Annotated in this window: 26 protein-coding genes; 19 read left to right on the top strand and 7 right to left on the bottom strand. The window is 66.4% G+C overall.

Annotation, left to right across the window (positions count from 1 at the left end; genetic code table 11):
- The first annotated feature begins 50 nt into the window (after positions 1–50).
- From A5779_RS03365 to A5779_RS03290, 16 genes are all read left to right on the top strand, one after another.
- Positions 51–449, top strand: a complete 399-nt coding sequence (locus A5779_RS03365) for an Rv3143 family two-component system response regulator (RefSeq protein ID WP_064878932.1) — start codon at positions 51–53, stop codon at positions 447–449.
- Positions 450–622: 173 nt separating this feature from the next.
- Positions 623–991, top strand: a complete 369-nt coding sequence (locus A5779_RS03360) for an NADH-quinone oxidoreductase subunit A (protein ID WP_064878929.1) — start codon at positions 623–625, stop codon at positions 989–991.
- The gene (locus tag A5779_RS03355; protein ID WP_036388633.1) at positions 982–1536 is read left to right on the top strand and encodes a NuoB/complex I 20 kDa subunit family protein; all 555 of its coding nucleotides are present in this window, start codon (positions 982–984) and stop codon (positions 1534–1536) included. Before A5779_RS03360 ends, A5779_RS03355 begins: the two co-directional genes overlap by 10 nt.
- Positions 1533–2216: an NADH-quinone oxidoreductase subunit C gene (locus tag A5779_RS03350; protein WP_064878927.1), complete on the top strand. Its 684-nt coding sequence runs from the start codon at positions 1533–1535 to the stop codon at positions 2214–2216. Before A5779_RS03355 ends, A5779_RS03350 begins: the two co-directional genes overlap by 4 nt.
- Positions 2216–3520, top strand: coding sequence for an NADH dehydrogenase (quinone) subunit D (nuoD, locus tag A5779_RS03345; protein WP_064878924.1), 1305 nt, complete (start codon positions 2216–2218; stop codon positions 3518–3520). Before A5779_RS03350 ends, nuoD begins: the two co-directional genes overlap by 1 nt.
- A gap of 28 nt (positions 3521–3548) precedes the next feature.
- Positions 3549–4280 (top strand): NADH-quinone oxidoreductase subunit NuoE, encoded by a 732-nt coding sequence (nuoE, locus tag A5779_RS03340; RefSeq protein ID WP_110776842.1) that lies wholly within the window; start codon positions 3549–3551, stop codon positions 4278–4280.
- On the top strand, positions 4277–5593 hold the full coding sequence (gene nuoF, locus A5779_RS03335) for an NADH-quinone oxidoreductase subunit NuoF (RefSeq protein WP_064878921.1): 1317 nt from the start codon (positions 4277–4279) through the stop codon (positions 5591–5593). Before nuoE ends, nuoF begins: the two co-directional genes overlap by 4 nt.
- Positions 5594–5685: 92 nt before the next feature.
- Positions 5686–8085, top strand: coding sequence for an NADH-quinone oxidoreductase subunit G (locus A5779_RS03330; RefSeq protein ID WP_064878920.1), 2400 nt, complete (start codon positions 5686–5688; stop codon positions 8083–8085).
- Positions 8082–9305, top strand: a complete 1224-nt coding sequence (nuoH, locus tag A5779_RS03325) for an NADH-quinone oxidoreductase subunit NuoH (protein ID WP_064878917.1) — start codon at positions 8082–8084, stop codon at positions 9303–9305. The genes A5779_RS03330 and nuoH overlap by 4 nt, the downstream gene beginning before the upstream one ends.
- 1 nt (position 9306) lies before the next feature.
- On the top strand, positions 9307–9831 hold the full coding sequence (gene nuoI / locus A5779_RS03320; protein ID WP_064878914.1) for an NADH-quinone oxidoreductase subunit NuoI: 525 nt from the start codon (positions 9307–9309) through the stop codon (positions 9829–9831).
- Positions 9828–10589, top strand: a complete 762-nt coding sequence (locus A5779_RS03315) for an NADH-quinone oxidoreductase subunit J (protein ID WP_064878912.1) — start codon at positions 9828–9830, stop codon at positions 10587–10589. Before nuoI ends, A5779_RS03315 begins: the two co-directional genes overlap by 4 nt.
- A 4-nt stretch (positions 10590–10593) precedes the next feature.
- Positions 10594–10893: an NADH-quinone oxidoreductase subunit NuoK gene (gene nuoK, locus A5779_RS03310; RefSeq protein WP_064878910.1), complete on the top strand. Its 300-nt coding sequence runs from the start codon at positions 10594–10596 to the stop codon at positions 10891–10893.
- Positions 10894–10900: 7 nt separating this feature from the next.
- Positions 10901–12781, top strand: coding sequence for an NADH-quinone oxidoreductase subunit L (gene nuoL, locus A5779_RS03305; RefSeq protein WP_064878907.1), 1881 nt, complete (start codon positions 10901–10903; stop codon positions 12779–12781).
- Positions 12775–14364 (top strand): NADH-quinone oxidoreductase subunit M, encoded by a 1590-nt coding sequence (locus A5779_RS03300; RefSeq protein WP_064878905.1) that lies wholly within the window; start codon positions 12775–12777, stop codon positions 14362–14364. The genes nuoL and A5779_RS03300 overlap by 7 nt, the downstream gene beginning before the upstream one ends.
- A 2-nt stretch (positions 14365–14366) precedes the next feature.
- Positions 14367–15932 carry an NADH-quinone oxidoreductase subunit NuoN gene (gene nuoN, locus A5779_RS03295; protein WP_064878903.1) on the top strand — a complete coding sequence of 522 codons (1566 nt, stop codon included), beginning with the start codon at positions 14367–14369 and terminating at the stop codon, positions 15930–15932.
- Positions 15933–15989: 57 nt separating this feature from the next.
- Positions 15990–16766 carry an enoyl-CoA hydratase gene (locus A5779_RS03290; RefSeq protein WP_064878901.1) on the top strand — a complete coding sequence of 259 codons (777 nt, stop codon included), beginning with the start codon at positions 15990–15992 and terminating at the stop codon, positions 16764–16766.
- Here A5779_RS03290 and A5779_RS03285 read toward each other — a convergent pair.
- From A5779_RS03285 to A5779_RS03260, 6 genes are all read right to left on the bottom strand, one after another.
- A complete protein-coding gene (locus A5779_RS03285) occupies positions 16763–17809 on the bottom strand; it encodes a zinc-dependent alcohol dehydrogenase family protein (RefSeq protein ID WP_064878899.1) in 1047 nt (348 codons plus the stop codon). The genes A5779_RS03290 and A5779_RS03285 overlap by 4 nt on opposite strands.
- 31 nt (positions 17810–17840) lie before the next feature.
- Positions 17841–18515: a PIG-L deacetylase family protein gene (locus A5779_RS03280; protein ID WP_064878897.1), complete on the bottom strand. Its 675-nt coding sequence runs from the start codon at positions 18513–18515 to the stop codon at positions 17841–17843.
- Between the two features lie 2 nt (positions 18516–18517).
- Positions 18518–18916: an SgcJ/EcaC family oxidoreductase gene (locus tag A5779_RS03275; protein WP_064878895.1), complete on the bottom strand. Its 399-nt coding sequence runs from the start codon at positions 18914–18916 to the stop codon at positions 18518–18520.
- A gap of 41 nt (positions 18917–18957) precedes the next feature.
- Positions 18958–20322 carry an LLM class flavin-dependent oxidoreductase gene (locus A5779_RS03270; RefSeq protein WP_064878893.1) on the bottom strand — a complete coding sequence of 455 codons (1365 nt, stop codon included), beginning with the start codon at positions 20320–20322 and terminating at the stop codon, positions 18958–18960.
- Positions 20319–21611: an MFS transporter gene (locus A5779_RS03265; protein WP_413784890.1), complete on the bottom strand. Its 1293-nt coding sequence runs from the start codon at positions 21609–21611 to the stop codon at positions 20319–20321. Before A5779_RS03265 ends, A5779_RS03270 begins: the two co-directional genes overlap by 4 nt.
- Before the next feature lie 96 nt (positions 21612–21707).
- Positions 21708–22316, bottom strand: coding sequence for a TetR/AcrR family transcriptional regulator (locus A5779_RS03260; RefSeq protein ID WP_064878888.1), 609 nt, complete (start codon positions 22314–22316; stop codon positions 21708–21710).
- 45 nt (positions 22317–22361) lie between these two features.
- On the opposite strand from A5779_RS03260, the gene A5779_RS03255 reads away from it, so the two are divergent.
- Together A5779_RS03255 and A5779_RS03250 are read left to right on the top strand one after the other, a co-directional pair.
- On the top strand, positions 22362–23507 hold the full coding sequence (locus A5779_RS03255) for a phosphotransferase family protein (RefSeq protein ID WP_064878886.1): 1146 nt from the start codon (positions 22362–22364) through the stop codon (positions 23505–23507).
- Positions 23508–24623: an Rv3169 family protein gene (locus A5779_RS03250; RefSeq protein ID WP_064878885.1), complete on the top strand. Its 1116-nt coding sequence runs from the start codon at positions 23508–23510 to the stop codon at positions 24621–24623.
- A gap of 183 nt (positions 24624–24806) precedes the next feature.
- On the opposite strand, the gene A5779_RS03245 is transcribed toward A5779_RS03250, so the two are convergent.
- The gene (locus A5779_RS03245; protein WP_236734630.1) at positions 24807–25172 is read right to left on the bottom strand and encodes a DUF4345 domain-containing protein; all 366 of its coding nucleotides are present in this window, start codon (positions 25170–25172) and stop codon (positions 24807–24809) included.
- A gap of 34 nt (positions 25173–25206) precedes the next feature.
- Here A5779_RS03245 and A5779_RS03240 point away from each other — a divergent pair, with 34 nt between their 5' ends.
- Positions 25207–25962 (top strand): AraC family transcriptional regulator, encoded by a 756-nt coding sequence (locus A5779_RS03240; RefSeq protein ID WP_064878883.1) that lies wholly within the window; start codon positions 25207–25209, stop codon positions 25960–25962.
- Positions 25963–25981 lie beyond the last annotated feature (19 nt).

Raw genomic sequence — 25981 nt, 5'->3', positions numbered from 1 at the left:
ATTCGCTGAGTTGACCGGCCTACGGCACCGCGCGCAGTAGCATCGGCAGCATGGCCGGCCCCGCGCCGCTGCGCCTCCTGGTGTACAGCGACAACCCGCGCACCCGCGAACAGGTACGACTCGCACTGGGCAAACGCGTGCACCCGGAACTGCCCGAACTCGAATACGTCGAGATCGCCACCGCACCGATGGTGGTCGCACAGATGGACGCCGGCGGTATCGACCTGGCCATTCTCGACGGGGAGGCCACCCCGGCCGGGGGCATGGGAGTGGCCAAACAACTCAAGGACGAGGTCGCGAACTGCCCACCGATCCTGGTGCTGACCGGGCGACCCGACGACGCGTGGCTGGCTAGCTGGTCACAGGCCGAAGCGGCGGTCCCGCACCCGATCGATCCGATCCGGTTGGGTGACGCGGTGGTGTCGTTGCTGCGCGCTCCGGTCCGATAACTTTTCCGCGAATTACCCTGTTGCCGTTGACTTTCGCGGCATGGCTACGGCCGCAGCGACACGCTGCCCCGATATGAAACGATACTAACCAAAATGTGTGGCACAGGCCGCAAACCTCGCTAGGCTGTGGGTTAGCTCACATCGACAGCCCACCCGAGGGAGCGATAAGTGGCATGAATTTATATACGCCCATCCTGGTTCTCGGAGCGATCGCGGCCGCGTTCGCCGTGGTTTCCGTGGGAATCGCGCTCGTGATCGGCCCGCGGCGCTACAACAAGTCCAAACTTGAGGCCTACGAATGCGGTATCGAACCGATGCAACCCGGGGCTGCAGGGGTGACCGGCCAGCGTATGCCGATCCGGTACTACCTCACGGCGATGTTGTTCATCGTGTTCGACATCGAGATCGTCTTCCTCTACCCGTGGGCCGTGGCCTTCGACAACCTCGGGCTGTTCGCGCTGGTGGAGATGTTGCTGTTCATGCTCACGGTGTTCGTGGCTTACGCCTATGTCTGGCGGCGAGGGGGCTTGAATTGGGATTAGAGGAACGTCTGCCCGGTGGGATCCTGCTGTCGACGGTGGAGGCCGTCGCGGGTTACGTGCGTAAGGGGTCGTTGTGGCCGGCCACCTTCGGTCTGGCCTGCTGCGCAATCGAGATGATGTCCACAGCCGGGCCGCGTTTCGACATCGCCCGGTTCGGGATGGAGCGGTTCTCGGCGACACCGCGGCAGGCCGACCTGATGATCGTGGCGGGCCGGGTCAGCCAGAAGATGGCACCCGTACTGCGCCAGATCTACGACCAGATGGCCGAGCCCAAATGGGTGCTGGCCATGGGGGTTTGTGCTTCCTCCGGCGGCATGTTCAACAACTACGCAGTGGTGCAGGGCGTCGATCATGTGGTGCCGGTGGATATCTACCTGCCCGGCTGCCCACCGCGGCCGGAAATGCTCCTGCACGCAATCCTCAAGTTGCACGACAAGATTCAGCAGATGCCGCTCGGCGTCAACCGCGAGGAGGCGATCCGAGAGGCCGAGCAGGCAGCGTTGGCCGTCACACCGACCATCGAGCTCAAGGGGCTGTTGCGGTGAGTACAGCCAACGGAAACAGCGAGGGCGCCGAGGTGATCGGGACGCGTCGAGGCATGTTCGGCGCCTCGGGCACCGGCGACACGTCGGGTTACGGCCGCCTGGTCCGCTCGGTCGCATTGCCCGGCAGTTCCCCTCGGCCCTACGGCCAGTATTTCGACGAGATCGTGGACCGGCTCGGCGAGATCCTCGGTGAGGAACGCTATGCGGTGTCCATCGAGCGCGTGGTGGTCTACCGCGATGAGCTCACCCTGGAGGTCAGCCGGGTCCAGCTGCCCGCGGTCGCCAGTGTGCTGCGCGACGATCCGCAATTGCGGTTCGAGCTGTGCTTGGGCGTGAGCGGGGTGCACTATCCCGACGACACCGACCGTGAACTGCACGCGGTGTACCCGCTGATGTCGATCACCCACAACCGCCGGATTCGGTTGGAAGTCGCAGCGCCCGATGCCGATCCGCACGTGCCGTCGCTGTTCACCATCTATCCGACCACCGACTGGCACGAACGCGAGACCTACGACTTCTTCGGCATCGTGTTCGACGGTCACCCGGCGCTGACCCGCATCGAGATGCCCGACGACTGGGTCGGCCACCCTCAGCGCAAGGACTATCCGCTGGGCGGCATCCCGGTCGAATACCACGGCGCGCAGATCCCGCCGCCCGATCAGCGGAGGTCCTACAACTGATGAGTACCGAATCCCCCGTCGTGGTGGTCGGCGGTCAGGACTGGGACGACGTGGTGGCCGCGGCCCGTGAGCATGCCGGCGAGCGCATCGTGGTGAACATGGGTCCCCAGCATCCGTCGACCCACGGTGTGCTGCGGCTGATCCTGGAGATCGAGGGCGAGATCATCACCGAAGCCCGTTGCGGCATCGGCTATCTGCATACCGGCATCGAGAAGAACCTGGAATACCGCAACTGGACGCAGGGTGTCACCTTCGTCACCCGGATGGACTACCTCTCGCCGTTCTTCAACGAGACCGCGTACTGCCTGGGCGTGGAGAAGCTGCTCGGCGTCACCGACGATATCCCCGAGCGCGCCAGCGTGATCCGGGTGATGCTGATGGAACTCAACCGGATCACATCGCATCTGGTGGCCCTGGCCACCGGCGGTATGGAACTCGGCGCGATGAGCGCGATGTTCTACGGGTTCCGGGAACGCGAAGAGATTCTGCGCGTGTTCGAGTCGATCACCGGGCTGCGGATGAACCACGCCTACATCCGTCCGGGCGGGCTGGCTGCCGATCTGCCCGACGGCGCGCTCGGTGAGGTCCGGGCGTTGCTCGACCTGTTACCGAACCGCTTGCAGGACTTGGAGGATCTGCTCAACGAGAACTACATCTGGAAGGCCCGCACGGTCGGTGTCGGGTATCTCGACCTGACCGGATGCATGGCGCTGGGGATCACGGGCCCGGTGTTGCGCTCCACCGGTCTGCCCCACGATCTGCGTCGCGCGCAGCCGTACTGCGGTTACGAGAACTACGAGTTCGACGTCATCACCGATGACCGCTGTGATTCCTACGGCCGGTACATCATCCGGGTCAAGGAGATGCGGGAGTCGCTCAAGATCGTCGAGCAGTGTGTGGACCGGCTCGAGAAGATGGGCGACGGTCCCGTGATGATCAACGACAAGAAGCTGGCCTGGCCCGCCGATCTCAAGGTCGGCCCCGACGGTCTGGGCAACTCCCCCGAACACATCGCCAAGATCATGGGCCACTCGATGGAGGGGCTGATCCATCACTTCAAGCTCGTCACCGAGGGCATCCGGGTACCGGCCGGGCAGGTCTATGTCGCGGTCGAGTCCCCGCGCGGCGAGCTCGGAGTGCACATGGTGTCCGACGGTGGCACCCGGCCGTACCGGGTGCACTATCGCGACCCCTCGTTCACGAATCTGCAAGCGGTGGCGGCGATGTGCGAGGGAGGCATGGTCGCCGACGCGATCGCCGCGGTGGCGTCGATCGATCCGGTGATGGGCGGGGTTGATCGATGAGCGCTTGCGCGAAGAGGAGACAGCACGGATGACTGACGTATTCATTCAACTGGGGCAACGCCCCGATGAAGCGGGCCCGCCGATCAACGGGCCCGCGGCATATCCGGATGAGGTGACGGCGCGGCTCACCGCCGACGCCGAGCAGATCATCGCCCGTTATCCCGAAGCCCGCTCTGCGCTGTTGTCGTTGCTGCATCTGGTGCAGGCCGAGGACGGTTGCCTGACATCGGCCGGAATCGGTTTCTGTGCCACGCTGTTGGGCCTGACCGATGCCGAGGTGGCCGCGGTCGCCACGTTCTACTCGATGTACCGGCGCACGCCGACGGGCGAATACCTCGTCGGGGTGTGCACCAACACGTTGTGCGCGATCATGGGCGGCGACGCGATACTCGATGCCCTGCAGGATCATCTGGGCATCCATGCCGGGGACACCACGGCCGATCGCCGGGTCACTCTCGAACACATCGAGTGCAATGCCGCCTGCGATTACGCACCGGTGGTGATGGTCAACTGGGAGTTCTACGACAACCAGACCCCGTCGTCGGCGCGGGATCTCGTCGACGGCCTGCGCGGCGGAACGCCGCCGGCCCCGACCCGCGGTGCACCACTGTGTACCTTCCGGGAAACCGCCCGGACCCTGGCCGGTCTGACCGACCCGCACACCCCGGGAGGTGCCCCCGGCACAGCCACGCTTGCCGGTCTGCGGGAAGCCAGGAAACGCGGCATGTCCACTCCCGAAGCGGGAGGCCCGATCTCGTGACCGCGCTGACCCCGGTACTGAGCCGATTCTGGGATGAACCAGAACCGTGGACGCTGGACACCTACCTCCGCCATGACGGTTACCGCGGGCTGCAGCGCGCCCTGGCGATGGGGCCCGACGACGTGATCGCGCTGGTCAAGGACTCCGGACTCCGTGGACGCGGCGGCGCAGGTTTCCCGACCGGCACCAAGTGGTCGTTCATCCCCCAGGGAGAAGACGGTCCGGCCGCCAAGCCCCATTACCTCGTCGTCAATGCCGACGAATCAGAACCCGGTACGTGCAAGGACATTCCGCTCCTGCTGACCACACCGCACTTTCTGATCGAGGGCATCATCATCGCGGCGTACGCGATCCGGGCCCGCCACGCGTTCATCTATGTCCGTGGCGAGGTGGTGCCGGTCTTGCGCCGGCTGCAGGCCGCGGTCGCCGAGGCCTATGCGGCGGGATATCTGGGCACCGACATCCTCGGCTCCGGATTCGACCTGGAACTGACCGTGCACGCCGGAGCGGGCGCCTACATCTGCGGCGAGGAAACCGCGCTGCTGGATTCCCTGGAGGGCCGCCGCGGCCAACCACGACTGCGCCCACCGTTTCCCGCCGTCGCGGGCCTCTACGCCTGCCCGACAGTGGTCAACAACGTCGAGTCCATCGCCAGCGTTCCCCCGATCATGGTCAACGGCGTGGACTGGTTCCGGTCGATGGGATCGGAGAAATCCCCTGGCTTCACGCTGTATTCGCTGTCGGGCCACGTCAACCGGCCCGGACAGTACGAAGCGCCGCTGGGCATCACCCTGCGCGAACTACTCGACTATGCCGGTGGCGTCCGCGACGGGCACACCCTGAAATTCTGGACTCCGGGCGGATCGTCGACACCGCTGCTGACGACCGAACACATCGATGTGCCCCTGGATTACGAGGGCATGGCCTCCGTCGGATCCATGCTGGGCACCAAAGCGCTGCAGATCTTCGACGAGACCACCTGCGTGGTCCGGGCAGTACGACGCTGGACACAGTTCTATGCGCACGAATCCTGCGGCAAGTGCACACCGTGCCGCGAAGGCACGTACTGGCTGGCCCAGATCTACGCCCGCCTGGAAACCGGTGCGGGCACCCGAGCCGATATCGACAAACTGCTCGACATCGCCGACGGCATCTTCGGAAAGTCGTTCTGCGCGTTGGGTGACGGTGCGGCCAGCCCGATCATGTCCTCGATCAAGTACTTCCGTGACGAGTACGTGGCACACCTGGACGGGGGCTGCCCGTTCGATCCGCACGCCTCGACGTTGATGGCGACCGAAGGGGCGGGTGCGTAGATGTTTCTCACCGCGAGCAGACACAAAGTCGCACTTTTACCGGGCGCGCCGTGCGAGTTCGCGTCTGCTCGCGCAAGGAAAGGGGGCCGTGCATGACGCTGGCCGAGCCGACCAAGGACACCCCGCCGGTGGAAATGGTGTCGCTCACCATCGATGGCGAACAGATCAGTGTCCCCAAGGGCACGTTGGTGATCCGCGCCGCCGAACTGATGGGTGTCCAGATCCCGCGGTTCTGCGATCACCCGCTGCTCGACCCGGTGGGGGCCTGCCGGCAGTGCCTCGTCGAGGTCGAGGGTCAGCGCAAGCCGATGGCCTCGTGTACCACCACGGTCAGCCCAGACATGGTGGTGCACACCCAGTTCAGCTCCGAAGCTGCCGACAAGGCCCAGCGCGGTGTGATGGAACTACTGTTGATCAACCACCCGCTGGACTGCCCGATCTGCGACAAGGGCGGTGAATGTCCCCTGCAGAACCAGGCAATGTCCAACGGCCGCCCCGAAACCCGGTTCGAGGACGTCAAGCGGACCTATCCGAAGCCGATCAGTATCTCCGCGCAGGTGCTCCTGGATCGCGAACGGTGCGTGCTGTGCGCCCGTTGCACCCGGTTCTCCGCACAGATCGCCGGCGACCCGTTCATCGAACTGTTGGAACGTGGTGCGCTGCAACAGGTGGGCATCGCCCCCGGCGAACCGTTCCAGTCCTACTTCTCCGGTAACACCGTGCAGATCTGCCCGGTGGGGGCGCTGACCGGGACGGCCTACCGCTTCCGGGCCCGGCCATTCGACCTGGTGTCCAGCCCCAGTGTCTGCGAACACTGCGCGTCGGGATGTGCCCAGCGCACCGATCACCGCCGAGGCAAGGTCATGCGGCGCCTGGCCGGTGACGATCCCGAGGTCAACGAGGAGTGGAACTGCGACAAGGGTCGGTGGGCGTTCACCTATGCCACGGTCGGAGATCGGATCACGACGCCGTTGGTCCGGGAGAACGGCGCGTTGCGCCCGGCATCGTGGTCAGAAGCGCTGACGGTGGCCGGGGCGGGCCTGCTGGCTGCCGCGTCGAGCACCGGTGTGCTGGTCGGCGGGCGCTGCACCGTGCAGGATGCCTACGCCTACTCGAAGTTCGCCCGGATGGTGCTGGGCACCAATGACATCGACTTCCGCGCCCGGCCGCACTCCCTCGAGGAGGCCGATTTCCTGGCCCGCATCGCCGGACAACCGATGACATTGCGTTACGCCGAACTCGAAAAGGCACCGACCGTGCTGTTGGCCGGGTTGGAGCCCGAAGAGGAATCCCCGATCGTCTTCCTGCGACTGCGCAAGGCCGCCCGTAAGAACGGCCAGCAGGTGCTCTCGGTGGCACCGTTCGCCAGTCGCGGGCTGACCAAGATGGCGGGCACGCTGATCCCCACGGTCCCCGGGGCCGAGGCGGATGCACTGGCCGCGCTGGAGACCGATGAGCGACTGCGAGGACCAGGGGCAGTGATCCTGGTCGGTGAGCGACTGGCCACCTCACCCGGCGCATTGTCGGCCGCGCAGCGCCTGGCCACGGCAACCGGGGCCCGGTTGGCGTGGGTCCCGCGCCGGGCCGGCGAGCGCGGCGCCGTAGAGGCCGGCGCCCTGCCGAACCTGCTGCCCGGGGGTCGCCCCGTCACCGACGCCGACGCGCGAGCCCAGACGGCCACGGTGTGGAACACCGCCGAACTGCCCGGCACCACCGGACGCGACACCAACGCCATCCTGGCCGCGGCAGCTGACGGACAACTCGCCGCGCTTCTGGTCGGCGGCGTCGAGGTCACCGACCTGCCCGACCCGGCCATGGCGCTGGCCGCGCTGCGCGCCACCCCGTTCGTCGTCAGTCTCGAACTGCGCGAGAGCGAGGTCACCGAGCTGGCCGATGTGGTGTTCCCCGTGGCGCCGGTGGTGGAGAAGGCCGGCGCATACGTGAACTGGGAAGGCCGGATTCGCCCGTTCAAGCCGGCGTTGCCGACGAACGCGATTCCCGACCTGCGGGTACTGCACTACCTCGCCGACGAGATCGGCGTCGACCTCGGGCTGACCGACGCCGACGCCGCCGACGGCGAGCTGGCCCGACTCGGCACCTGGACCGGAGCCCGCACCGCGGAGCCGTCGGCGACACCCGAACCACATCCGACGCCCGGGCCCGGCGAGGCGGTGCTGGCCAGCTGGCGTCTGCTGCTCGACGCCGGACGCCTGCAGGACGGTGAACCCTATCTGGCCGGCACTGCGGTCAGCCCGGTGGCGCGGCTCTCGCCCGGTACCGCCGCTGAAATCGGTGTGGCAGCGGGAGATCCGGTGACCGTGAGCACCGACCGCGGATCGGTCACCTTGCCACTCTCGGTCACCGAGATGCCCGACCGGGTGGTCTGGCTGCCCACTAATTCCCCCGGATCGGCGATCCATCGGCAACTCGGGGTAACCGCCGGCGCTTTGGTGTCGATCACGCGGGCCTCGATCGGGCAGGTCGACGCATGACCTACCCCGACCCCACCCTGTTCGGTCACGACCCGTGGTGGTTGATCCTGGCCAAGGCACTCGGGGTGTTCGTCTTCCTGCTGCTGACCGTGCTGGCGGCGATCCTCATCGAACGGAAGGTGCTGGGCCGCATGCAGATGCGGCCAGGTCCCAACCGCGTCGGACCCTGGGGTCTGCTGCAGTCGCTGGCCGACGGCGTGAAACTCGCTCTCAAAGAGGGCCTCACCCCGGCGGGTATCGACAAGCCCATCTACCTACTGGCCCCGATAATCTCGGTGATCCCGGCGTTCTTGGCCTTCGCGGTGATCCCGATGGGCGGCGAGGTTTCGGTGTTCGGTCACCGCACGGCTCTGCAGTTGACCGACCTGCCCGTGGCGGTGCTCTACATCCTGGCTGTCACCTCGATCGGGGTGTACGGCATCGTGTTGGCCGGTTGGGCGTCGGGGTCCACCTATCCCCTGCTGGGCGGTCTGCGTTCCAGTGCTCAGGTGATCTCCTACGAGGTCGCGATGGCCCTGTCGTTCGCCGCGGTGTTCCTATACGCGGGCACCATGTCCACCTCCGGCATCGTCGCGGCCCAGGACCGCACCTGGTATGTGTTCCTGCTGCTGCCCTCGTTCGTGGTGTACGTGACGTCGATGGTGGGTGAAACCAACCGGGCGCCTTTCGATCTGCCCGAGGCCGAGGGCGAACTGGTCGGTGGGTTCCACACCGAGTACTCGTCGTTGAAGTTCGCGATGTTCATGCTCGCCGAATACGTGAACATGACCACCGTGTCGGCCCTGGCCACCACGATGTTCCTCGGCGGCTGGCACGCGCCGTTCCCGTTCAACCTGATCGACGGCGCCAACAGTGGTTGGTGGCCGCTGCTGTGGTTCACCGCCAAGGTGTGGACCTTCCTGTTCTTGTACTTCTGGCTTCGGGCCACCCTGCCCCGGCTGCGCTACGACCAGTTCATGGCGTTGGGCTGGAAGGTGCTCATCCCGGTGTCACTGGTCTGGATCATGGTCGTCGCCGTCACCCACAGCCTGCGTGAACACGGCTACCACAACTGGGCCACCGGCCTGGTGACCACCGCGGTCGTGGTGGTGGCGATCCTGGCCGCTGCACTGTGGAAAGCATTGCGGGGCAGAACTGTTCAGCCGATACCGCAGCAGAGCGCCGGCGCCTACCCGGTACCTCCGCTGCCGAATGCTGGAAAGGAGGCTGTCGATGCCTAAGATGCCCAAGTTCGTCGACGCCCTGGCCGGATTCGCGGTCACCTTCGGATCGATGTTCAAAAAGCCGATCACCGAAGAGTATCCGGAGAAACCGGGACCGGTCGCACCGCGATATCACGGCCGTCATCAACTCAACCGTTACGCCGACGGCCTGGAGAAGTGCATCGGCTGCGAATTGTGCGCCTGGGCCTGTCCGGCCGACGCCATCTTCGTCGAAGGCGCCGACAACACTGCCGACGAACGCTTTTCGCCGGGCGAACGCTACGGCCGGGTGTACCAGATCAACTATCTGCGCTGCATCGGGTGCGGATTGTGCATCGAGGCCTGCCCGACCCGGGCGTTGACGATGACCAACCAATACGAGATGGCCGACGACAACCGGGCCGATCTGATCTGGGGGAAGGACAAGCTGCTGGCCCCGATGCAACCCGGGATGCAGGCGCCACCCCACGACATGGCGCCGGGCAGTACCGACGACGACTACTACCTCGGCCGGATCACCCCGCTTTCCCAGGACGCCCAGTGAGTCCCGACGTCCTGATACTCGCCGCTGAACATTCTGCGCGGACGTCGACATCGGAGGCGGTGCTGTTCTGGATCCTCGGGACGGTCGCGGTGCTCGGCGCCATCGGCGTGGTCGCCGCACCGAAAGCGGTGTACTCCGCGGTGTTTCTGGCCTGCACCATGATCGCGCTGGCGGTGCTCTATATCGCCCAGGACGCCTTGTTCCTCGGCGTGGTGCAGGTGGTGGTGTACACCGGCGCGGTGATGATGCTGTTCCTGTTCGTGCTGATGCTCATCGGTGTCGACCTGGCCGAATCCTTCGCCGAAACGATACGCGGCCAACGCATTGCGGCACTCGCGGCGGGCACCGGCTTCGGCATCCTGTTGATCGCCGGGATCGGCAGCGTGTCTGTCAGCGGGTTCACCGGGCTGGCCCAGGCCAACAGCGGTGGCAACGTGGAAGGACTGGCGGCCCTGATCTTCACCCGGTACCTGTGGGCATTCGAGCTGACCAGCACGCTGCTCATCACCGCCGCTCTCGGCGCGATGGTACTGGCGCACCGAGAGCGCTTCGAGCGCCGCAAAACCCAGCGAGAACTGGCCGTCGAACGGTTCCAGGCCGGAGGTCATCCGACGCCGCTGCCCAATCCCGGTGTCTACGCACGGCATAACGCCGTCGATGTCCCGGCCCGACTGCCCGATGGCTCCGATGCGGCGTTGTCGGTGAGCGCCATCCTGCCGCAGCGCACGATCAGTAACTCGGCCAACGGGGAGGGGTGATGCGATGAATCCCGACAACTATCTCTACCTGTCGGCGCTGTTGTTCACCATCGGCGCTTCGGGAGTACTGCTGCGGCGCAATGCCATCGTGATGTTCATGTGCGTCGAGCTCATGCTGAACGCCGCCAATCTGGCGTTCGTGGCGTTCTCCCGCATGCACGGTCATCTCGATGGTCAGGTGGTGGCGTTCTTCACCATGGTGGTGGCCGCCTGCGAAGTGGTGATCGGCCTGGCCATCATCATGACCATCTTCCGTACCCGCCATTCGGCCTCGGTCGACGACGCCAGCCTGCTGAAGCACTAAGGGCGACATGACACTACCTGTGTGGCTTCTGATCGCACTCCCGGCCGCCGGAGCAGCGGTGCTGCTGTTGAGCGGCCGACGGTCCGACCGGTGGGGGCATCTACTGGGTTGCGCGACCGCGCTGAGCGCCTTCGCCGTCGGAGCGGTGCAGTTCAGCCAGATGCTGGGCCGCCCCGACGAGGGCCGGGCGGTCGCAGAATCCCTGTTCTCCTGGGTGCCGGTGGCCGGCTTGCAGGTCGATTTCGGCCTGCAACTCGATCAGCTGTCGGTGTGCTTCGTGCTGCTGATCACCGGCGTGGGGTCCTTGATCCATATCTACTCCATCGGGTACATGGCCGAAGATCCTGATCGGCGAAGGTTTTTCGCGTACCTGAATCTGTTTCTGGCGGCCATGCTGCTGCTCGTGCTCGCCGACAACTACCTGGGCCTGTATGCCGGGTGGGAAGGCGTGGGCCTCGCCTCGTATCTGCTGATCGGGTTCTGGTCGCACAAGCCGTCGGCGGCCGCCGCAGCCAAGAAGGCGTTCGTCGTCAACCGGGTCGGCGACATGGGTTTGGCCATCGCGCTGATGATCATGTTCGCCACCGTCGGGTCGATCTCGTTCGCCGGGGTGTTCGGCGCCGCACCGGCATTGAGCGAAGCCACGTTGACCGCGATCGGCCTCCTGCTGTTGTTGGGCGCCTGCGGCAAATCGGCCCAGGTGCCGCTGCAGTCCTGGCTCGGGGACGCGATGGAGGGTCCGACCCCGGTGTCGGCGCTCATCCACGCCGCGACGATGGTGACCGCCGGCGTCTACCTGATCGTGCGGTCCGGGCCGATCTTCGACCTGGCTCCGGGAGCTCAGACCGGTGTGGTCGTAGTCGGCGCGGTCACGCTGCTGTTCGGCGCGATCATCGGCTGCGCCAAGGACGACATCAAGAAGGCGCTGGCCGCGTCGACCATGAGCCAGATCGGCTACATGGTGCTGGCCGCCGGCCTCGGGCCCGCCGGGTACGCGTTCGCGATCATGCACCTGCTCACGCACGGATTCTTCAAGGCCGGCCTGTTCCTCGGGGCGGGGTCGGTGATGCACGCGATGAACGACGAGGTGAACATGCGCCGCTACGGCGGTCTGCGCAAGGTCCTGCCGATCACGTTCGCCACGTTCGGACTCGGCTATCTGGCCATCATCGGGGTCCCGCCGCTGGCCGGCTTCTTCTCCAAAGACAGCATCATCGAGGCGGCGCTGGGCGCCGGCGGCGTACGCGGGGTGATCCTCGGTGGCGCGGCCATCCTGGGTGCCGGGATCACCGCGTTCTACATGACCCGGGTGATGCTGATGACGTTCTTCGGCGAAAAGCGTTGGGATGAGCAGGCGCATCCGCACGAGGCGCCGGCCGTGATGACCTGGCCGATGATCCTGCTCGCGGTCGGCTCGGTGGTCTCCGGCGGCGCGCTGGCGATCGGTGGCACGCTGTCGCACTGGCTCGAGCCGGTTGTCGGCGCTCACGAGGCGCACCATGCGATCCCTGCGTGGGTGGTCACTGTGGTGGTGCTGGCCGTCGTCGCGGTCGGCATCGCGGTGGCCTACCGGATGTATGCGCAACGGCCGGTTCCGGCCGAGGTGCCCGACGGCTCGGCGCTGACGGTGGCGGCCCGGCGCGACCTGTACGGCGACGCTTTCAACGAGGCGGTGTTCATGCGAGGTGGCCAGACCTTGACGGCGGCCCTGGTGACCGTCGATGACAAGGTGGTCGACGGCACCGCAGGTGGCCTGGCGGCGCTGGTCAGCCGAACATCGGACGGGTTGCGCAAGTTGCAGACCGGCTTCGCCCGCTCCTATGCGCTCTCCATGCTGGGCGGGGCGGCCCTGGTGGTGGCGACGATCCTGGCGGTGCGACTGTGGTGAGCACATTTCCGTGGCTGACGGCGTTGTGGGCCACCCCGACGGTGGGAGCCGCCGTGGTGATGCTGCTGCCCGCGGCGCAGCGGACACTGGCCAAATGGTTCGCGCTGGTGGTCTCGCTGGCCGCGCTGGGTCTGGCCGCCGTGCTCGCCGTCGGCTTCGCTCCCGCCGGTGAGCAGTATCAGTTCGTCGAATCACACCGCTGGATCCCGTCGTTCGGCACCGGCTACATCCTCGGGGTCGACGGAATCGCTCTGGCCCTGGTGGTCCTCACCGCGGTGCTGCTGCCGCTGCTCATCGTCGCGGGCTGGAATGACGCCACCCACCAGACCGGGCTGGGCGGCCGCGGCGTCCAGGCCTACCTGGCGCTGACGCTGGCCGTCGAGGGCATGGTGTTCATGTCCCTGGTGGCCCTGGACATCTTGCTGTTCTACGTGTTCTTCGAGGCCATGCTGATCCCGATGTACTTCTTGATCGGCGGGTTCGGCGGGGAGCACAGATCTAAAGCGGCGGTGAAGTTCCTGCTGTACAACCTGTTCGGCGGCCTGGTCATGCTGGCCGCGGTGATCGGGCTCTACGTGGTCACCGCGGGCAGCGATGCCTTCGATTCGGGCACGTTCGACTTCCGCGCGATCGTCGCCGCGGTCTCGTCCGGTGAGCTCGTGATCAACCCGATGGTGGCGAACTTCCTGTTCCTCGGTTTCATGTTCGCATTCGCCGTCAAGGCGCCGCTGTGGCCTTTCCACCGCTGGCTGCCCGATGCCGCGGTTCAGGCCACCCCCGCGAGCGCGGTGCTGATGATGGCCATCATGGACAAGGTCGGCACGTTCGGCATGCTGCGCTACTGCCTACCGTTGTTCCCCGATGCGTCAACGTATTTCCGGCCCCTGGTCATCACTCTCGCGGTGATCGGCATCGTCTACGGCGCCGTCCTGGCGATCGGCCAGACCGATGTGATGCGGTTGATCGCCTACACCTCGATCTCGCATTTCGGTTTCATCATCCTGGGCATCTTCGTGATGACCAGTCAGGGTCAGGCCGGGTCGACCCTGTACATGATCAACCACGGGATCTCCACGGCCGCACTGTTCCTGATCGCCGGATTCCTGGTCTCGCGCCATGGTTCCCGGTTGATCGATTCCTACGGCGGCGTGCAGAAGGTGGCCCCGGTCCTTGCCGGAACGTTCCTGGTGGCCGGCCTGGCCACGTTGTCCTTGCCGGGCCTGGCGCCGTTCGTCAGTGAATTCCTGGTTCTCATCGGCACATTCACGCGTTACCCGGTGGTCGCGGTGTTCGCCGCCACCGCACTGGTGCTGTCCGCCGTGTACATCCTGTGGATGTACCAACGGATGATGACCGGCCCGCTCCCCGAGGGGCTCGCCGGCGACGGACACCGGATCCGGGACCTGGTTCCTCGCGAGCTCGCCGTGGTGGTCCCCCTGATCGCGCTGCTGCTGGTGTTGGGCATCTATCCCAAACCCGCTCTGGACGTGATCAATCCGGCCGTCCAGCACACGTTGACCACCATCGGACAGAACGATCCGCCACCGCAGGTGTTGCCCAAGCTGGCAGAGGGGGTCCGCTGATCATGGTGACGCCGAGCATCGAATACGGCCTGCTGTCCCCCATGCTGATCGTGTTCGGGGTGGGAGTGGCCGGTGTACTGGTCGAGGCTTTCCTGCCCCGACCGGCCCGCTACCGCGTACAGGTCGCCCTTGCACTGGGCGGACTGCTCGCCGCCGTCGTGGCTGTCGTCCTTTTGGCCCGGGACCTTCACGGCACCCCCGGCCGACCCGCGGTCTTGGGCTCGGTGGTCCTCGATGCACCCGCATTGTTCCTGCAGGGCACCATCGCCGTCGTCGGTGCACTGGGGATCCTGTTGATCGCCGAACGGCAACCCAGAACTGCTACGCAAGACGGCATCGCCGGTCTGGACGGCTTCACGCCACAGGCCTCGGCGGTGCCGGGAAGCGTGGCCGAGAAGATGGCCACCAAGTCAGGGGTGATGCAGACCGAGGTCTTCCCGCTGACCATGTTCGCCATCGGCGGCATGCTCCTGTTCCCGGCCGCCGATGATCTGCTGACCATGTTCATCGCGCTGGAAGTCCTGTCGCTTCCGCTCTACCTGCTGTGCGGGCTGGCCCGACACCGGCGGCTGCTGTCGCAGGAAGCGTCGATGAAATACTTTCTGCTGGGCGCGTTCTCGTCGGCCTTCTTCCTCTACGGCGCGGCCATGCTGTACGGCTACGCCGGCACCCTGGATCTGGCCGGAATCGCCACCGCCGTGGACACCAAGGCACCCAACACTCCGCTGGCACTGATCGGTGTTGCCCTCTTGCTGGTCGGCGTGTTGTTCAAAGTCGGTGCCGTTCCGTTCCATTCGTGGATCCCCGACGTGTACCAGGGCGCCCCGACCGCGATCACCGCATTCATGGCCGCAGGAACCAAGATCGCCGCGTTCGGCGCCATGCTGCGCATCTTCTACGTGGCGCTGCCGCAGTTGCGTGACGACTGGCGGCCCGTGCTGTGGGCGATCGCGATCCTGACCATGGTGGTCGGCACCATCACCGCCGTCACCCAGACGGACGTCAAACGCATGCTCGCCTACTCCGCGGTGGCCCACTCGGGTTTCATCCTCACCGGCGTGATCGCCGCCAACCCGGCCGGTGTGTCCTCCACGCTGTTCTACCTGTTCGCCTACGGATTCAGCACGCTGGGCGCGTTCGCGGTTGTCGGTCTGGTTCGCAACGCCGCCGACGAGGAGGAGACGTCGATGGCGCAGTGGGCCGGTCTGGGCCGGCGATATCCCATTGTCGGCGTGGTGTTTTCGTTGTTCCTACTGGCATTCGCCGGAATTCCGCTGACCAGCGGATTCGTCAGCAAGTTCGCGGTGTTCAAGGCCGCAGGTGAGGGCGGGGCCATCCCGCTGGTCATCATCGGCGTCATCGCCAGTGCCGTGGCGGCCTATTTCTACGTGCGGGTGATCGTGCTCATGTTCTTCACCGACCCGCCCGAGCGGGCCCCCGAAGTGGTCGTTCCGAGCGGGCTCACCACCGCCGTCATCACCGTCACCGCAGCCGTCACCTTCGCGCTCGGCGCCCTGCCGCAACCGCTGCTGGACCTGGCCAACAATGCCGAGACCTTCCTGCGCTGATTTCTCACCGCGAGCAGACGCAAACTCGCACAAATATGCGGCGTAGCATGCGATTTTATGTCTGCTCGCGATGTTGTCCTTACCACTGACCACCGCGCTGTCCGGGTCCTCACCCTGCATCGTCCACAGTCGCGGAACGCGCTGGGACGCGAGCTGATCGAGGAGCTGTACAGCGCCCTGGACGAGGCCGACACCGACCCGGCCGTACGGACGATCGTGCTCACCGGGACCGACCCCGCGTTCTGCGCCGGCGTCGACCTCAAAGAGGCGCAGACCCTCGGCATGGACTACTTCGAGAAGTTCCGGTCACACAACTGCATCACCAAGACCGGCGAGTTGAGCACCCCCATCATCGGGGCGATCAACGGGGCGACATTCACCGGCGGGCTGGAGATGGCGCTTGGCTGCGACTTCCTGATCGCCTCCGAGCGGGCGGTGTTCGCCGACACCCACGCCCGGGTCGGCATCCTGCCCGGCGGCGGGATGACGGCACGGCTGCCTCACGTGGTCGGTGCGGCCATGGCGCGGCGGCTGTCGATGACCGGTGAGGTCATCGATGCCGCCCGCGCCGAACACCTCGGCCTGGTCACCGAGGTGGTGCCGCACGAGCGGCTACTGGAGCGGGCACTGGAACTGGCCGGTCAGATCGCCGAGGTACCGGGACCGACCATGGCAGGCCTCAAAGAGATCTACACCCGCGGCAGCCAGCCGATCGTCGGTCCCGCACTCGCCGCCGAGCAGGAGATCGCCGGCGCGCAGGCCCGGGATTTCGACGGTCTGGGTGACCGCTACCAGGCGGTGGCCCAACGTAACCGGGGCCAGATCGACAGCTAGCCCATCGAGGCCGGCTCGATGATCGTGATCCCCGGCCCGGTGGGCGTGTCCATGGCGGCCATCGCCGCGGCCGCCTGATCGAGCCCCACCCGCCGGGTTACCAACAACTCCGGTTGCAGTGCACCCGACGCGAGAAGACCCAGCATCGCCGGGTAGTCGACGGCAGGCATACCGTGCGACCCGAGGATCGCGAGTTCCTGGGCGATCACCCGGTCCATCGGGAGCGCGGTCTGTGCCGCATCACCCAGCAGGAGCCCCACCTGGATATGCCGACCGCGCCGCCGCAACGAGGACACGGAGGCCGCCGCGACCGCCGGATGTCCGATCGCGTCGACCCCGATGTGTGCACCGCCGCCGGTCCGTTGCACGACTTCGGCTGCGGTGTCGGGGATCTCGGTGGCATTGATCAGCTCATCGGCTCCGAGACGGTTCGCGACGTCCAGCGCCTGAGCGCTGCGGTCCACGGCAACGACCTTGGCGCCGAAGGCTTTCGCGATCATCACCGCCGACAGGCCTACCCCGCCACACCCGTGGACCGCGGCCCACTGGCCGGGCTGTACCTCACCGTGGACGACCAGGGCTCGGTACGAGGTCGCGAACCGGCACCCCAGCGAAGCCGCCGCCACGAACGAGACCGCGTCAGGCAGACGGACAAGGTTGGCCTGCGCCCGCGGGACCGCGACCCGCTGTGCGAAGGAGCCGGGCAGAGTGAAACCCGGCTGGAGCTGATCGGGGCACACCTGGGCGTTCCCGGACAAGCAGAACTCGCAGCGACCGCAACCCAGGACGAACGGCGCGGTCACCCGATCGCCCACCTGCCAACCCGACACGTCGGCACCCAACGCCACAACGGTCCCGGCGAATTCGTGACCGGGAATGATCGGCAAGGCCACCGGATCGTGGCCCCGCCACGCGTGCCAGTCGGACCGGCACACGCCGGTGGCCGCCACCTCGACGACCACCCCGTCGTCGGGACATTCGGGATCGGCCACGTCGACCACGACGGGCCGCACGCCCACCTCGGAATAGACCACTGCACGCACAGCTGCGATGGTAGGCCGATTCCTGCCCGGTTCAGCGATGCCGCTTCAGAATGAAGCCGACGGTTCGCCCGCCGAATCCCGGCAGGGCGGGCGTCGACATCTCCACCTGTTGCCGGGCCTGTTCGACGACGGGAGTCTTCGGGTCGAGCACCGACAGGTAAACCTCATGGGCGGCAAGAGATCTCACCGCCATATCGGTATAGCCGTCGACAACCTCGCAGTGCGACGGGTCCGGCCCGTTCTCGAAGAGCCAGGCCGGCGGATCGGTCAAGCTGTCGTACGCCGCCGCGACGGCGTGGGCGAATTCGATGTGGTCACGCTGATTGGGTGCGCCGGGCGCCCAGCTGGGCCCGCTGTAGAGGGTGACGACGACGTCGGGACGCACCGCCGCGATGGTCTCGGCGATCTTCGCCCGCAGTTCGGGAGTGTCGCGGATGTTGCTGTCCGGAAAGTCCCAGAAGGACACGTCATCGACCCCGACGATGGCCGCCGACCGCCGCTGCTCCCCCTCCCGCAGCGGCCCGGCCTGTTCGGGCGGCATACCGGCGATACCGACCTCGCCGCGCGAGGCCAGCGCGTACTGCACGGACTTGCCCTCGTCGGTCCACTTGGCGACGGCGGCCCCGACGCCGTACTCGGGATCATCCGGGTGCGCCACCAACACCAGCGCGGTCTGCCAATCGGCGGGAAACGGTTGTACGGCCATCGCTAACTCACTCGGGTGTTGTGGGCGGAGCGGATCAGCCAGCGTCCGTCGTTCTCGACGAGGACGTAGCTGATGATGCCGCTGCGGTCCTGCGCCTGCGCGCCCGGCTGGACGTGGTCGGGCCAGTCCCACCGGGTGTGCACCAGCGCCACCCCCGGTGCGATCTCATCGATGGACTCGACCTGCTGGGTGTAGTTGCACTTCTGCCGGACAACGGATTCCGGAACATCGCGGTGCCCTTCGACATTCGATTGACGCGATGTCCACCACAATCCGCTGTGCGCGACGAAGTCGGCATCCTCGGTGAAATACCGGCCCCAGCCATCCATGTCGTGCGCTACCCACAGGTCGGTGGTAGCGGCCATGACGGCCCTGATGTCCTGCCGCTCCTTCAGGTTCATTCCACCAGTGTCGGACCTCAACCGTGGTTCATGTCAATGCCTCAGGCCCAGTCCGGCGGCCGGTGGGTGGCACCGGGATGGTCCGGTGAGAGCAACGGTCCGGCCCCTCCCAGATGCTCACGGAGTGTCACCCGCTCACCGTGGTCGGGCACTCGGCCGCGACGACGAAGTTCGGGCACGACATGGCGGGCGAAGTCGACGAAGGTGCCCGGTGTGGTGACGTAGGCCAGGTTGAACCCGTCGACGTCGGCCTCGTCGGCCCAGCGTTCGAGTTCGTCGGCGACCTCCGTCGGTGAGCCCACCACCACCGGGCCACGCCCGCCCAGACCGACCTCGTCGGCCAGCTCCCCCGCCGTCCAGTTCCGGTCCGGCGTGGTAAACGACGCCAGCGCCGAACGATTGGCCTCGGTCTGGACGTATCTCAGCGGTTCGTCGGCCCCGAGTTCGGCCAGATCGACCCCGGTCCAGCCACCGAACAGCGCCAGCGCACCTTCGGTGCTGACGTACTGCCGGTAGTCGTCCAGCTTGGCCATGGCCGCCTCATGGGTCTCTGCGACGACCGGGGTCAGCATCGTGAAAACCTTGATGGACCGGGGATCTCGGCCGTGCTCAGCGGCAGCGGCGCGCAGCGCCTTGACCGGCTTGGCCACGATTTCGGGCGTCGGGCCGGAAACGAACACCGCCTCGGCATGCGCCGCGGCGAACCGGACCCCTCGCGGCGAGGCACCCGCCTGAAACAGCACAGGGGTGCGCTGCGGAGACGGTTCACACAGGAACGGCCCTGGGACGCTGAAGTAGCGCCCCTTGTGCTCGATGTCATGGACTTTCGCCGGGTCGGTGAACACGCCCCGCTCCCGGTCACGGACGACCGCGCCGGGTTCCCACGATGCCTCCCACAGCTTGTAGCAGACCTCGAGGTATTCCTCGGCGATCTCGTACCGCTCGTCATGTGGAATCTGGGTGTCCAGCCCCAGATTGCGTGCGGCACTGTCGAGATAGGAGGTGACGATGTTCCAGGCCACCCGACCGCCCGTCAGGTGATCCAGGGTGGAGAATCGACGCGCCAAGGCGTAGGGCTGCTCATAGGTCAACGACGCCGTGACACCGAATCCCAGGGTTTCGGTGACCGCTGCCATGGCCGAAACCGCCAGCGTCGGGTCGTTGACGGGAACCTGTGCGGCATCGGCCACCGCCGCATCCCGTGAACCGCCGTAGACGTCGTAGACGCCGAGCACGTCGGCGAGAAACAGCGCGTCGAAGCCACCGGCCTCCAGCGTGCGGGCCAGCTCCGTCCAGTACCCGAGTTCGCGGTACCGGTAGCCCTGATCTTCGGGATGACGCCACAACCCCGGGGACTGGTGCCCGACACAGGCCATGTCGAAGGCGTTGAGGTAGATCCTGGTCATCGTGCGTCCCCGATCTCGTCCAGATGTGTTTCCCGCGCGAAATAGGCGGCCGTGAAGGTGATCGCCGTCAGCACCGCGAAATACCCCACGATCAGCCAGGGGCTGCCGCCGCCGGCGACCAGCAGCGCCGCGGCGATCAGCGGTGCGAAGCCACCCGAGAGCACCGCACCGATCTGATAACCCAGCGAAGCACCGCTGTAGCGCAGCCGCGTATCAAACAGTTCGGAGAACCAGGCGGCCTGTGGCCCGTACATGGCGTCGTGGGCGACGTTGACACCGAACACGATCGACAACACGATCGCGATGTGCGATCCGGTTCCCGCGGCGACGAAGAACAGGATCAGGGCCAGCACTCCGGCCACCGCACCGAACAGATACGGGGGCCGCCTACCGATCCGGTCGGACAGCACGGCCCAGGCCGGCGTGCTGATCAGGCCGACGGCAGACGCGATCAGGACGGCTGTCAACCCGACCTGACTGCCCGCTGACGACGAATCTTGCAGGTACGTCAACGAATACGTGGTCAACAGGACAAACAGCGCGATCTGCGAGAACCGCAGTGCCGTGGTGATCAACACATTGCGCGGCTGCGTGCGCAGTACCTCCAGCACCGGCAGCCGGGCCACCTCGCCGCGATCACGGACCTGGGTGAACATCTCGGCATCGGTGAGCCTCAGCCTGATCACCAGACCGACTACGACCAGGACGGCACTGAGCAGGAAGGGGATTCGCCAACCATAGGCCAGGAAGGTGTCAGGTCCGGTGATCGTCCTGGTGAGGTAGAAGACCGCCGTCGACAACAACATGCCCGCCGGCGAACCCAATTGGGTGAAGCTGCCGAACAAGCCGCGACGGCCTGGCGGCGCGTGCTCCACCGAAAGTAGTGCCGCACCACCCCATTCGGCCCCCACCGCCAGACCCTGGAGCAACCGCAGGACCACCAGCAGCACGGGTGCGATCAGCCCGACCTGGGCGTAGGTCGGCAGGAGTCCGATCGCGAACGTGCTCACGCCCATGCCCACCAGCGCGGCCACCAGAACCGATTTGCGCCCCAGACGATCTCCGTAGTGCCCCGATATCAGTGCACCCAACGGCCTGGCCCCGAACCCCGCGGCATACGTCGCGAACGCGGCCAGTGTGCCTGCCGTGGACGAGATGTTCGGGAAGAACAGCGGTTTGAAGACCAGGGCCGCGGCCGTGGCATACAGATAGAAGTCGTACCACTCGATCGTGGTGCCGACCGCACTGCCCAGCGCGACGGTGCGCGCACTCGGCTTGGCAGTGGCCAGTGAACGTGGGGCGGTAATAGTCACGTGGCCGCAGGTTATGCGGGGTTGGAACCGCTCGGAAGATTTGTCCTCAGTCTGACGTAAAGGCGTCGGACGTCACGGCTTGACGGTGGCCCCGTGCACCAGGATCGCCGCCGTCTGCGCCACCCACTCGTCGTCGAGTTCACGTTCGGGCCACAGCAGCATCCGCAGCATCGTCGACCCGCCGATGAGCTCCACCAGGCGGTCGGGGTCGACATCCGGTTGGACCTCACCCCGCACGATGCCGTCGACGATCCGGGCGCGCACGGTGACGAAGGTCCCGGCGAACCGCTGCATCACGCGGGAGTTCAGGTCGGTGTCGGCGACGACGTCCGCGACCAGGCCGGGCAACGCCGCGCGCATCACCGGACTGGTGAACACGTCGCGGGCGGCACCGATCATCGCCCGGATGTCGGCGGCGATGTCACCGGCCGGCGCGGTCAGGCCCGACGCGGTCGCGGGGAACACCGCCTCGTGGACCAACTCGGCCTTACTCGACCACCGGCGATACAGCGCGGTTTTCGTGGTCTGCGCGCGCTCGGCGACCGCGGCCATCGTCAGGTTCGCGTAACCGATTTCGACAAGCAGGTCCACGGTGGCCTGCAATATGGCAGCGTCGATGCGCGGGTCACGGGGACGTCCCGCTCCGGCGGTCTTGCCAACCGGTGATGGCTCTGCTTTCATAACGCTACTAACAGTATCGTAATTGTGGCCGTAAGGAACAGTTGAATGGCAAACGAGGCCGTGGACGCTCCTGTGGAGAACGTCGACCACCTGCAACGCTCCAGCCGCGACGTCACCACCCTCCCCTCGGTGCTGTCGAAATGGCTATCCACCGTGATGCCGGGCGGTATCACCCCCGAGATCACCGTGGAAAGCGGTGTGGACTCAAACGGTATGTCCTCAGAAACGATCATGCTGACCGGACGCTGGGAGGAGAACGGCGAGCCGAAGGAGCAAAAGTGGGTGGCCCGCGTCGCCCCCACCCAGGACGATGTCCCGGTGTTCTCGTCGTACCGGCTTGACCACCAGTTCGAGGTGATGCGGCAGGTCGGCGAACTCACCGACGTTCCCGTCCCCAACGTGCGCTGGATGGACACCACCGGCGAGGTGCTGGGCACGCCGTTCTTCCTGATGGACCGAGTCGACGGCCAGGTGCCGCCCGATGTCATGCCCTACACCTTCGGCGGGAACTGGTTCGCCGACGCCCCGATCGAACGCCAGCGCGAACTTCAGGACAGCACCGTGGCGGTGCTCGCCAAGCTGCATGCGATCCCGGACGCCGCAGAGCGGTTCGGGTTCCTGTCGGAGATCGATCCGCCCGGCGACACCCCGCTGCGCCGGCACTTCGGCTGGCTGAAGGACTGGTACGAGTTCTCGGTCCCCGATATCGGCCGCTCACCACTCGTCGAGCGAGCGCTGAAATGGCTCGAGGACAACTTCCCCGAGGACGTGGCGGCCTCCGAAACCGTTCTGACGTGGGGCGATTCGCGTATCGGCAACGTGCTGTACGACGACTTCCGCCCTGCTGCGGTACTCGACTGGGAGATGGCCACCCTCGGCCCGCGCGAACTCGATGTTTCCTGGATCATCTTCGCGCACATGGTGTTTCAGGAGCTGTCCGGTATGGCCGGATTGCCCGGTCTGCCCGACGTGATGCGCGAGGAGGATGTCCGCGCGACCTACCGCGAGTTGACCGGCGCCGAACTCAGCGACCTGCGCTGGTTCTACATCTACTCGGGGGTCATCTGGTGCTGCGTGTTCATGCGCACCGGCGCCCGGCGCGTGCACTTCGGCGAGACCGAGAAGCCCGACGATGTCGAAACGATGTTCTACCACGCGCCGTTGCTGCGGCGCCTGATCGAGGAGTCCTAAATGCTCGGCCCGATGGACGAATACCCCGTCCACCAAGTCCCCCAGCCGATCGCCTGGCCCGGCTCGTCCGACCGGAACTTCTACGACCGTTCGTATTTCAACGCCCATGACCGCACCGGCGACATCTTCGTCATCACCGGTCTCGGCTACTACCCCAACCTCGGGGTGAAGGACGCTTATTTCCTGGTACGCCGCGGCAACGAGCAGACGGCGGTACACCTGTCCGACGCGATCGATCAAGACCGGCTCAACCAGCGCGTGCTGGGCTACCGCGTCGAGGTCACCGAACCGCTGCGCAAGATCCGCATCGTGCTCGACGAGACCGAGGGCGTCGCCGCGGATCTCACCTGGAACGGGTTGTTCGACGTGGTGCAGGAGCAGCCGCACCTGATGCGTCAGGGGAACCGGGTCACGCTCGATGCCCAACGCTTTGCCCAAACGGGTTCCTGGAGCGGCTATCTGGAGATCGACGGCCAGCGCATCGATGTCGACCCGGAGACCTGGATCGGCTCCCGCGACCGGTCCTGGGGCATCCGCCCGGTCGGTGAGGCCGAGCCTGCGGGACGTCCGGCCGACCCACCGTTCGAAGGCATGTGGTGGCTGTATGTCCCGATGGCGTTCGACGACTTCTCGATCGTCTTCATCATCCAGGAAGACCCCAGCGGGTTCCGATCCCTCAACGACTGCAGCCGGGTCTTCAAGGACGGTCGTGTCGAGCAACTCGGCTGGCCGCGGGTGAAGATCCACTACCGCTCTGGCACCCGGATCCCCACCGGAGCCACCATCGAGGCCACCACACCCGACGGCACCCCCGTCCGCTTCGACGTGGAATCCAAACTGCCCGTGCCGATTCACGTCGGCGGCGGCTACGGCGGCGACGTCGACTGGATCCACGGCGTGTGGAAGGGCGAGAAGTTCACCGAGCGCCGCACCTACGACATGACGGATCCGGCCGTCGTCGGCCGAACTGCGTTCGGTGTGATCGACCACGTCGGTCGCGCCGTCTGCACCGAAGGCGACGGTGCACCGGTCGAGGGCTGGGGCCTGTTCGAGCACGGCGCACTCGGCCGTCACGATCCGTCCGGCTTCGCCGACTGGCTGACTGTCGCCCCGTAGCCCCCAGTTTGTCACTCTCTATCTGGCAGTTCGTCACGCCAGAGTGGCTGTCGCCGCCGGCAGCCACTCTGGCGTGACATGGCAATGGGAGCCCGAGCCACGGCGTCACGCTGGCGTGACGCTCGGGCTTGAGCGCCACTCTGGCGTGACAATGCGGCGGAAAAGCGCGGCAGAGCGGCTGACTCAGGCCACCCAGAACAGCGCGCCCGCGCCGATCGCTTCGACCACGCAGTAGAACCAGTTGGGATAGAAGGACGTACGTTCATCGAACACCGCCGATACACCGCGGCCGACGGCCATCCCGACCAGCGCGGCGCCGACGGTGATCAGGATCCCGGTCCGGACCTCCCCCGGCGTCACGGCCGCGTAGGTCAGCACCGCGGCGATCGCGATACCGAAACCGCCATACACGCCACGGACTTCCGCGCGGGCGGCGGCGGTTCTGAGGTCGTAGTCGAACGGACGCAGAATCGCCTGCGGAGCTGCCAGTGCGTAGACACCCATGCCGAGGAAGAACACCCCGGCCACGACGATTACTGCGATGGCCACGGTAGCCTCCTGATCAATTGATGAGGAGGCCAGCATGCCGCCTGAACCCGGGCCCGCGCTTCCACAAACCTGCTGCCCGACGGTGTGGCTGTGGCCGGGGCAGGCCCTCTACGCCGGGCCGGGGCTCGGCCTTGAGCCGCATTCCGGATCGGTGTGGTGCCTGGCCGTCGGCGTCGACGGACCGCTGACCGTGACACTCCACGGCAGCGCAACCGTCGCACGCAGCGTGTTGATCCCGCCCCGGCTCACCCATCACCTTTCGATGCAGGGTGGGTTGGTGTCGAGCTACCTCGACCCCAGCTCGCAACGCAGTGCGTCGTGCCGGCAGCAGTTCACCGAGTTCCGGGACGGCATCGGGGTAGGCCATGCCGCAGAGACCAGACTGACGGCCATGCCGGAAGACGACGAGGCGGCGCGGCGCTGGCTGGACCTCGCCGCCCCGGATACCCCCCACCGGATCGACCCCCGGATCGAATTGGTGGCCAAGCAGATTCGCGAGAACCCCGCCGCAGCGGTATCCGCACGTGAACTGGCAGCCGCCGCGGGTGTCTCCGAATCCCGGTTCCTGCACCTGTTCCGCCGCGAGGCAGGGACCAGTCTGCGGCGCTACCGGATCTGGAGCCGGCTCGTTGCGGCCGGGACTGCCGTGGCGGCCGGCGAGAATCTGACCACCGCAGCTGCCGATGCCGGGTTCGCCAGCCCGTCACACCTGGCCGACAGCTTCAAGACCACCTTTGGACTGTCGGCGACGCAGTTGCTCTCGACGGGTCTTCGTATCCGTACGCCGTGACATGGCCGGCATGCCCAAC

It is taken from the genome of Mycolicibacterium peregrinum (genome assembly GCF_001665625.1).
In the GTDB taxonomy this organism is placed as follows: domain Bacteria; phylum Actinomycetota; class Actinomycetes; order Mycobacteriales; family Mycobacteriaceae; genus Mycobacterium; species Mycobacterium peregrinum_B.
Note: the sequence above shows the minus strand (reverse complement) of the source record. Positions and strands in the feature narration are given on the sequence as shown.

Excerpts from the sequence above, each read along its gene's own strand:
- A5779_RS03290 (WP_064878901.1), top strand. The coding sequence starts at position 15,990 with ATGTCTGCTCGCGATGTTGTCCTTACCACTGACCACCGCGCTGTCCGG.
- A5779_RS03255 (WP_064878886.1), top strand. The coding sequence starts at position 22,362 with ATGGCAAACGAGGCCGTGGACGCTCCTGTGGAGAACGTCGACCACCTG.
- A5779_RS03250 (WP_064878885.1), top strand. The coding sequence starts at position 23,508 with ATGCTCGGCCCGATGGACGAATACCCCGTCCACCAAGTCCCCCAGCCG.
- A5779_RS03360 (WP_064878929.1), top strand. The coding sequence starts at position 623 with ATGAATTTATATACGCCCATCCTGGTTCTCGGAGCGATCGCGGCCGCG.
- nuoD (WP_064878924.1), top strand. The coding sequence starts at position 2,216 with ATGAGTACCGAATCCCCCGTCGTGGTGGTCGGCGGTCAGGACTGGGAC.
- nuoE (WP_110776842.1), top strand. The coding sequence starts at position 3,549 with ATGACTGACGTATTCATTCAACTGGGGCAACGCCCCGATGAAGCGGGC.
- A5779_RS03240 (WP_064878883.1), top strand. The coding sequence starts at position 25,207 with ATGCCGCCTGAACCCGGGCCCGCGCTTCCACAAACCTGCTGCCCGACG.
- nuoH (WP_064878917.1), top strand. The coding sequence starts at position 8,082 with ATGACCTACCCCGACCCCACCCTGTTCGGTCACGACCCGTGGTGGTTG.
- nuoI (WP_064878914.1), top strand. The coding sequence starts at position 9,307 with ATGCCCAAGTTCGTCGACGCCCTGGCCGGATTCGCGGTCACCTTCGGA.
- nuoN (WP_064878903.1), top strand. The coding sequence starts at position 14,367 with ATGGTGACGCCGAGCATCGAATACGGCCTGCTGTCCCCCATGCTGATC.
- A5779_RS03260 (WP_064878888.1), bottom strand. The coding sequence starts at position 22,316 with ATGAAAGCAGAGCCATCACCGGTTGGCAAGACCGCCGGAGCGGGACGT.
- A5779_RS03275 (WP_064878895.1), bottom strand. The coding sequence starts at position 18,916 with ATGAACCTGAAGGAGCGGCAGGACATCAGGGCCGTCATGGCCGCTACC.
- nuoL (WP_064878907.1), top strand. The coding sequence starts at position 10,901 with ATGACACTACCTGTGTGGCTTCTGATCGCACTCCCGGCCGCCGGAGCA.
- nuoK (WP_064878910.1), top strand. The coding sequence starts at position 10,594 with ATGAATCCCGACAACTATCTCTACCTGTCGGCGCTGTTGTTCACCATC.
- A5779_RS03270 (WP_064878893.1), bottom strand. The coding sequence starts at position 20,322 with ATGACCAGGATCTACCTCAACGCCTTCGACATGGCCTGTGTCGGGCAC.
- A5779_RS03365 (WP_064878932.1), top strand. The coding sequence starts at position 51 with ATGGCCGGCCCCGCGCCGCTGCGCCTCCTGGTGTACAGCGACAACCCG.
- A5779_RS03330 (WP_064878920.1), top strand. The coding sequence starts at position 5,686 with ATGACGCTGGCCGAGCCGACCAAGGACACCCCGCCGGTGGAAATGGTG.
- A5779_RS03280 (WP_064878897.1), bottom strand. The coding sequence starts at position 18,515 with ATGGCCGTACAACCGTTTCCCGCCGATTGGCAGACCGCGCTGGTGTTG.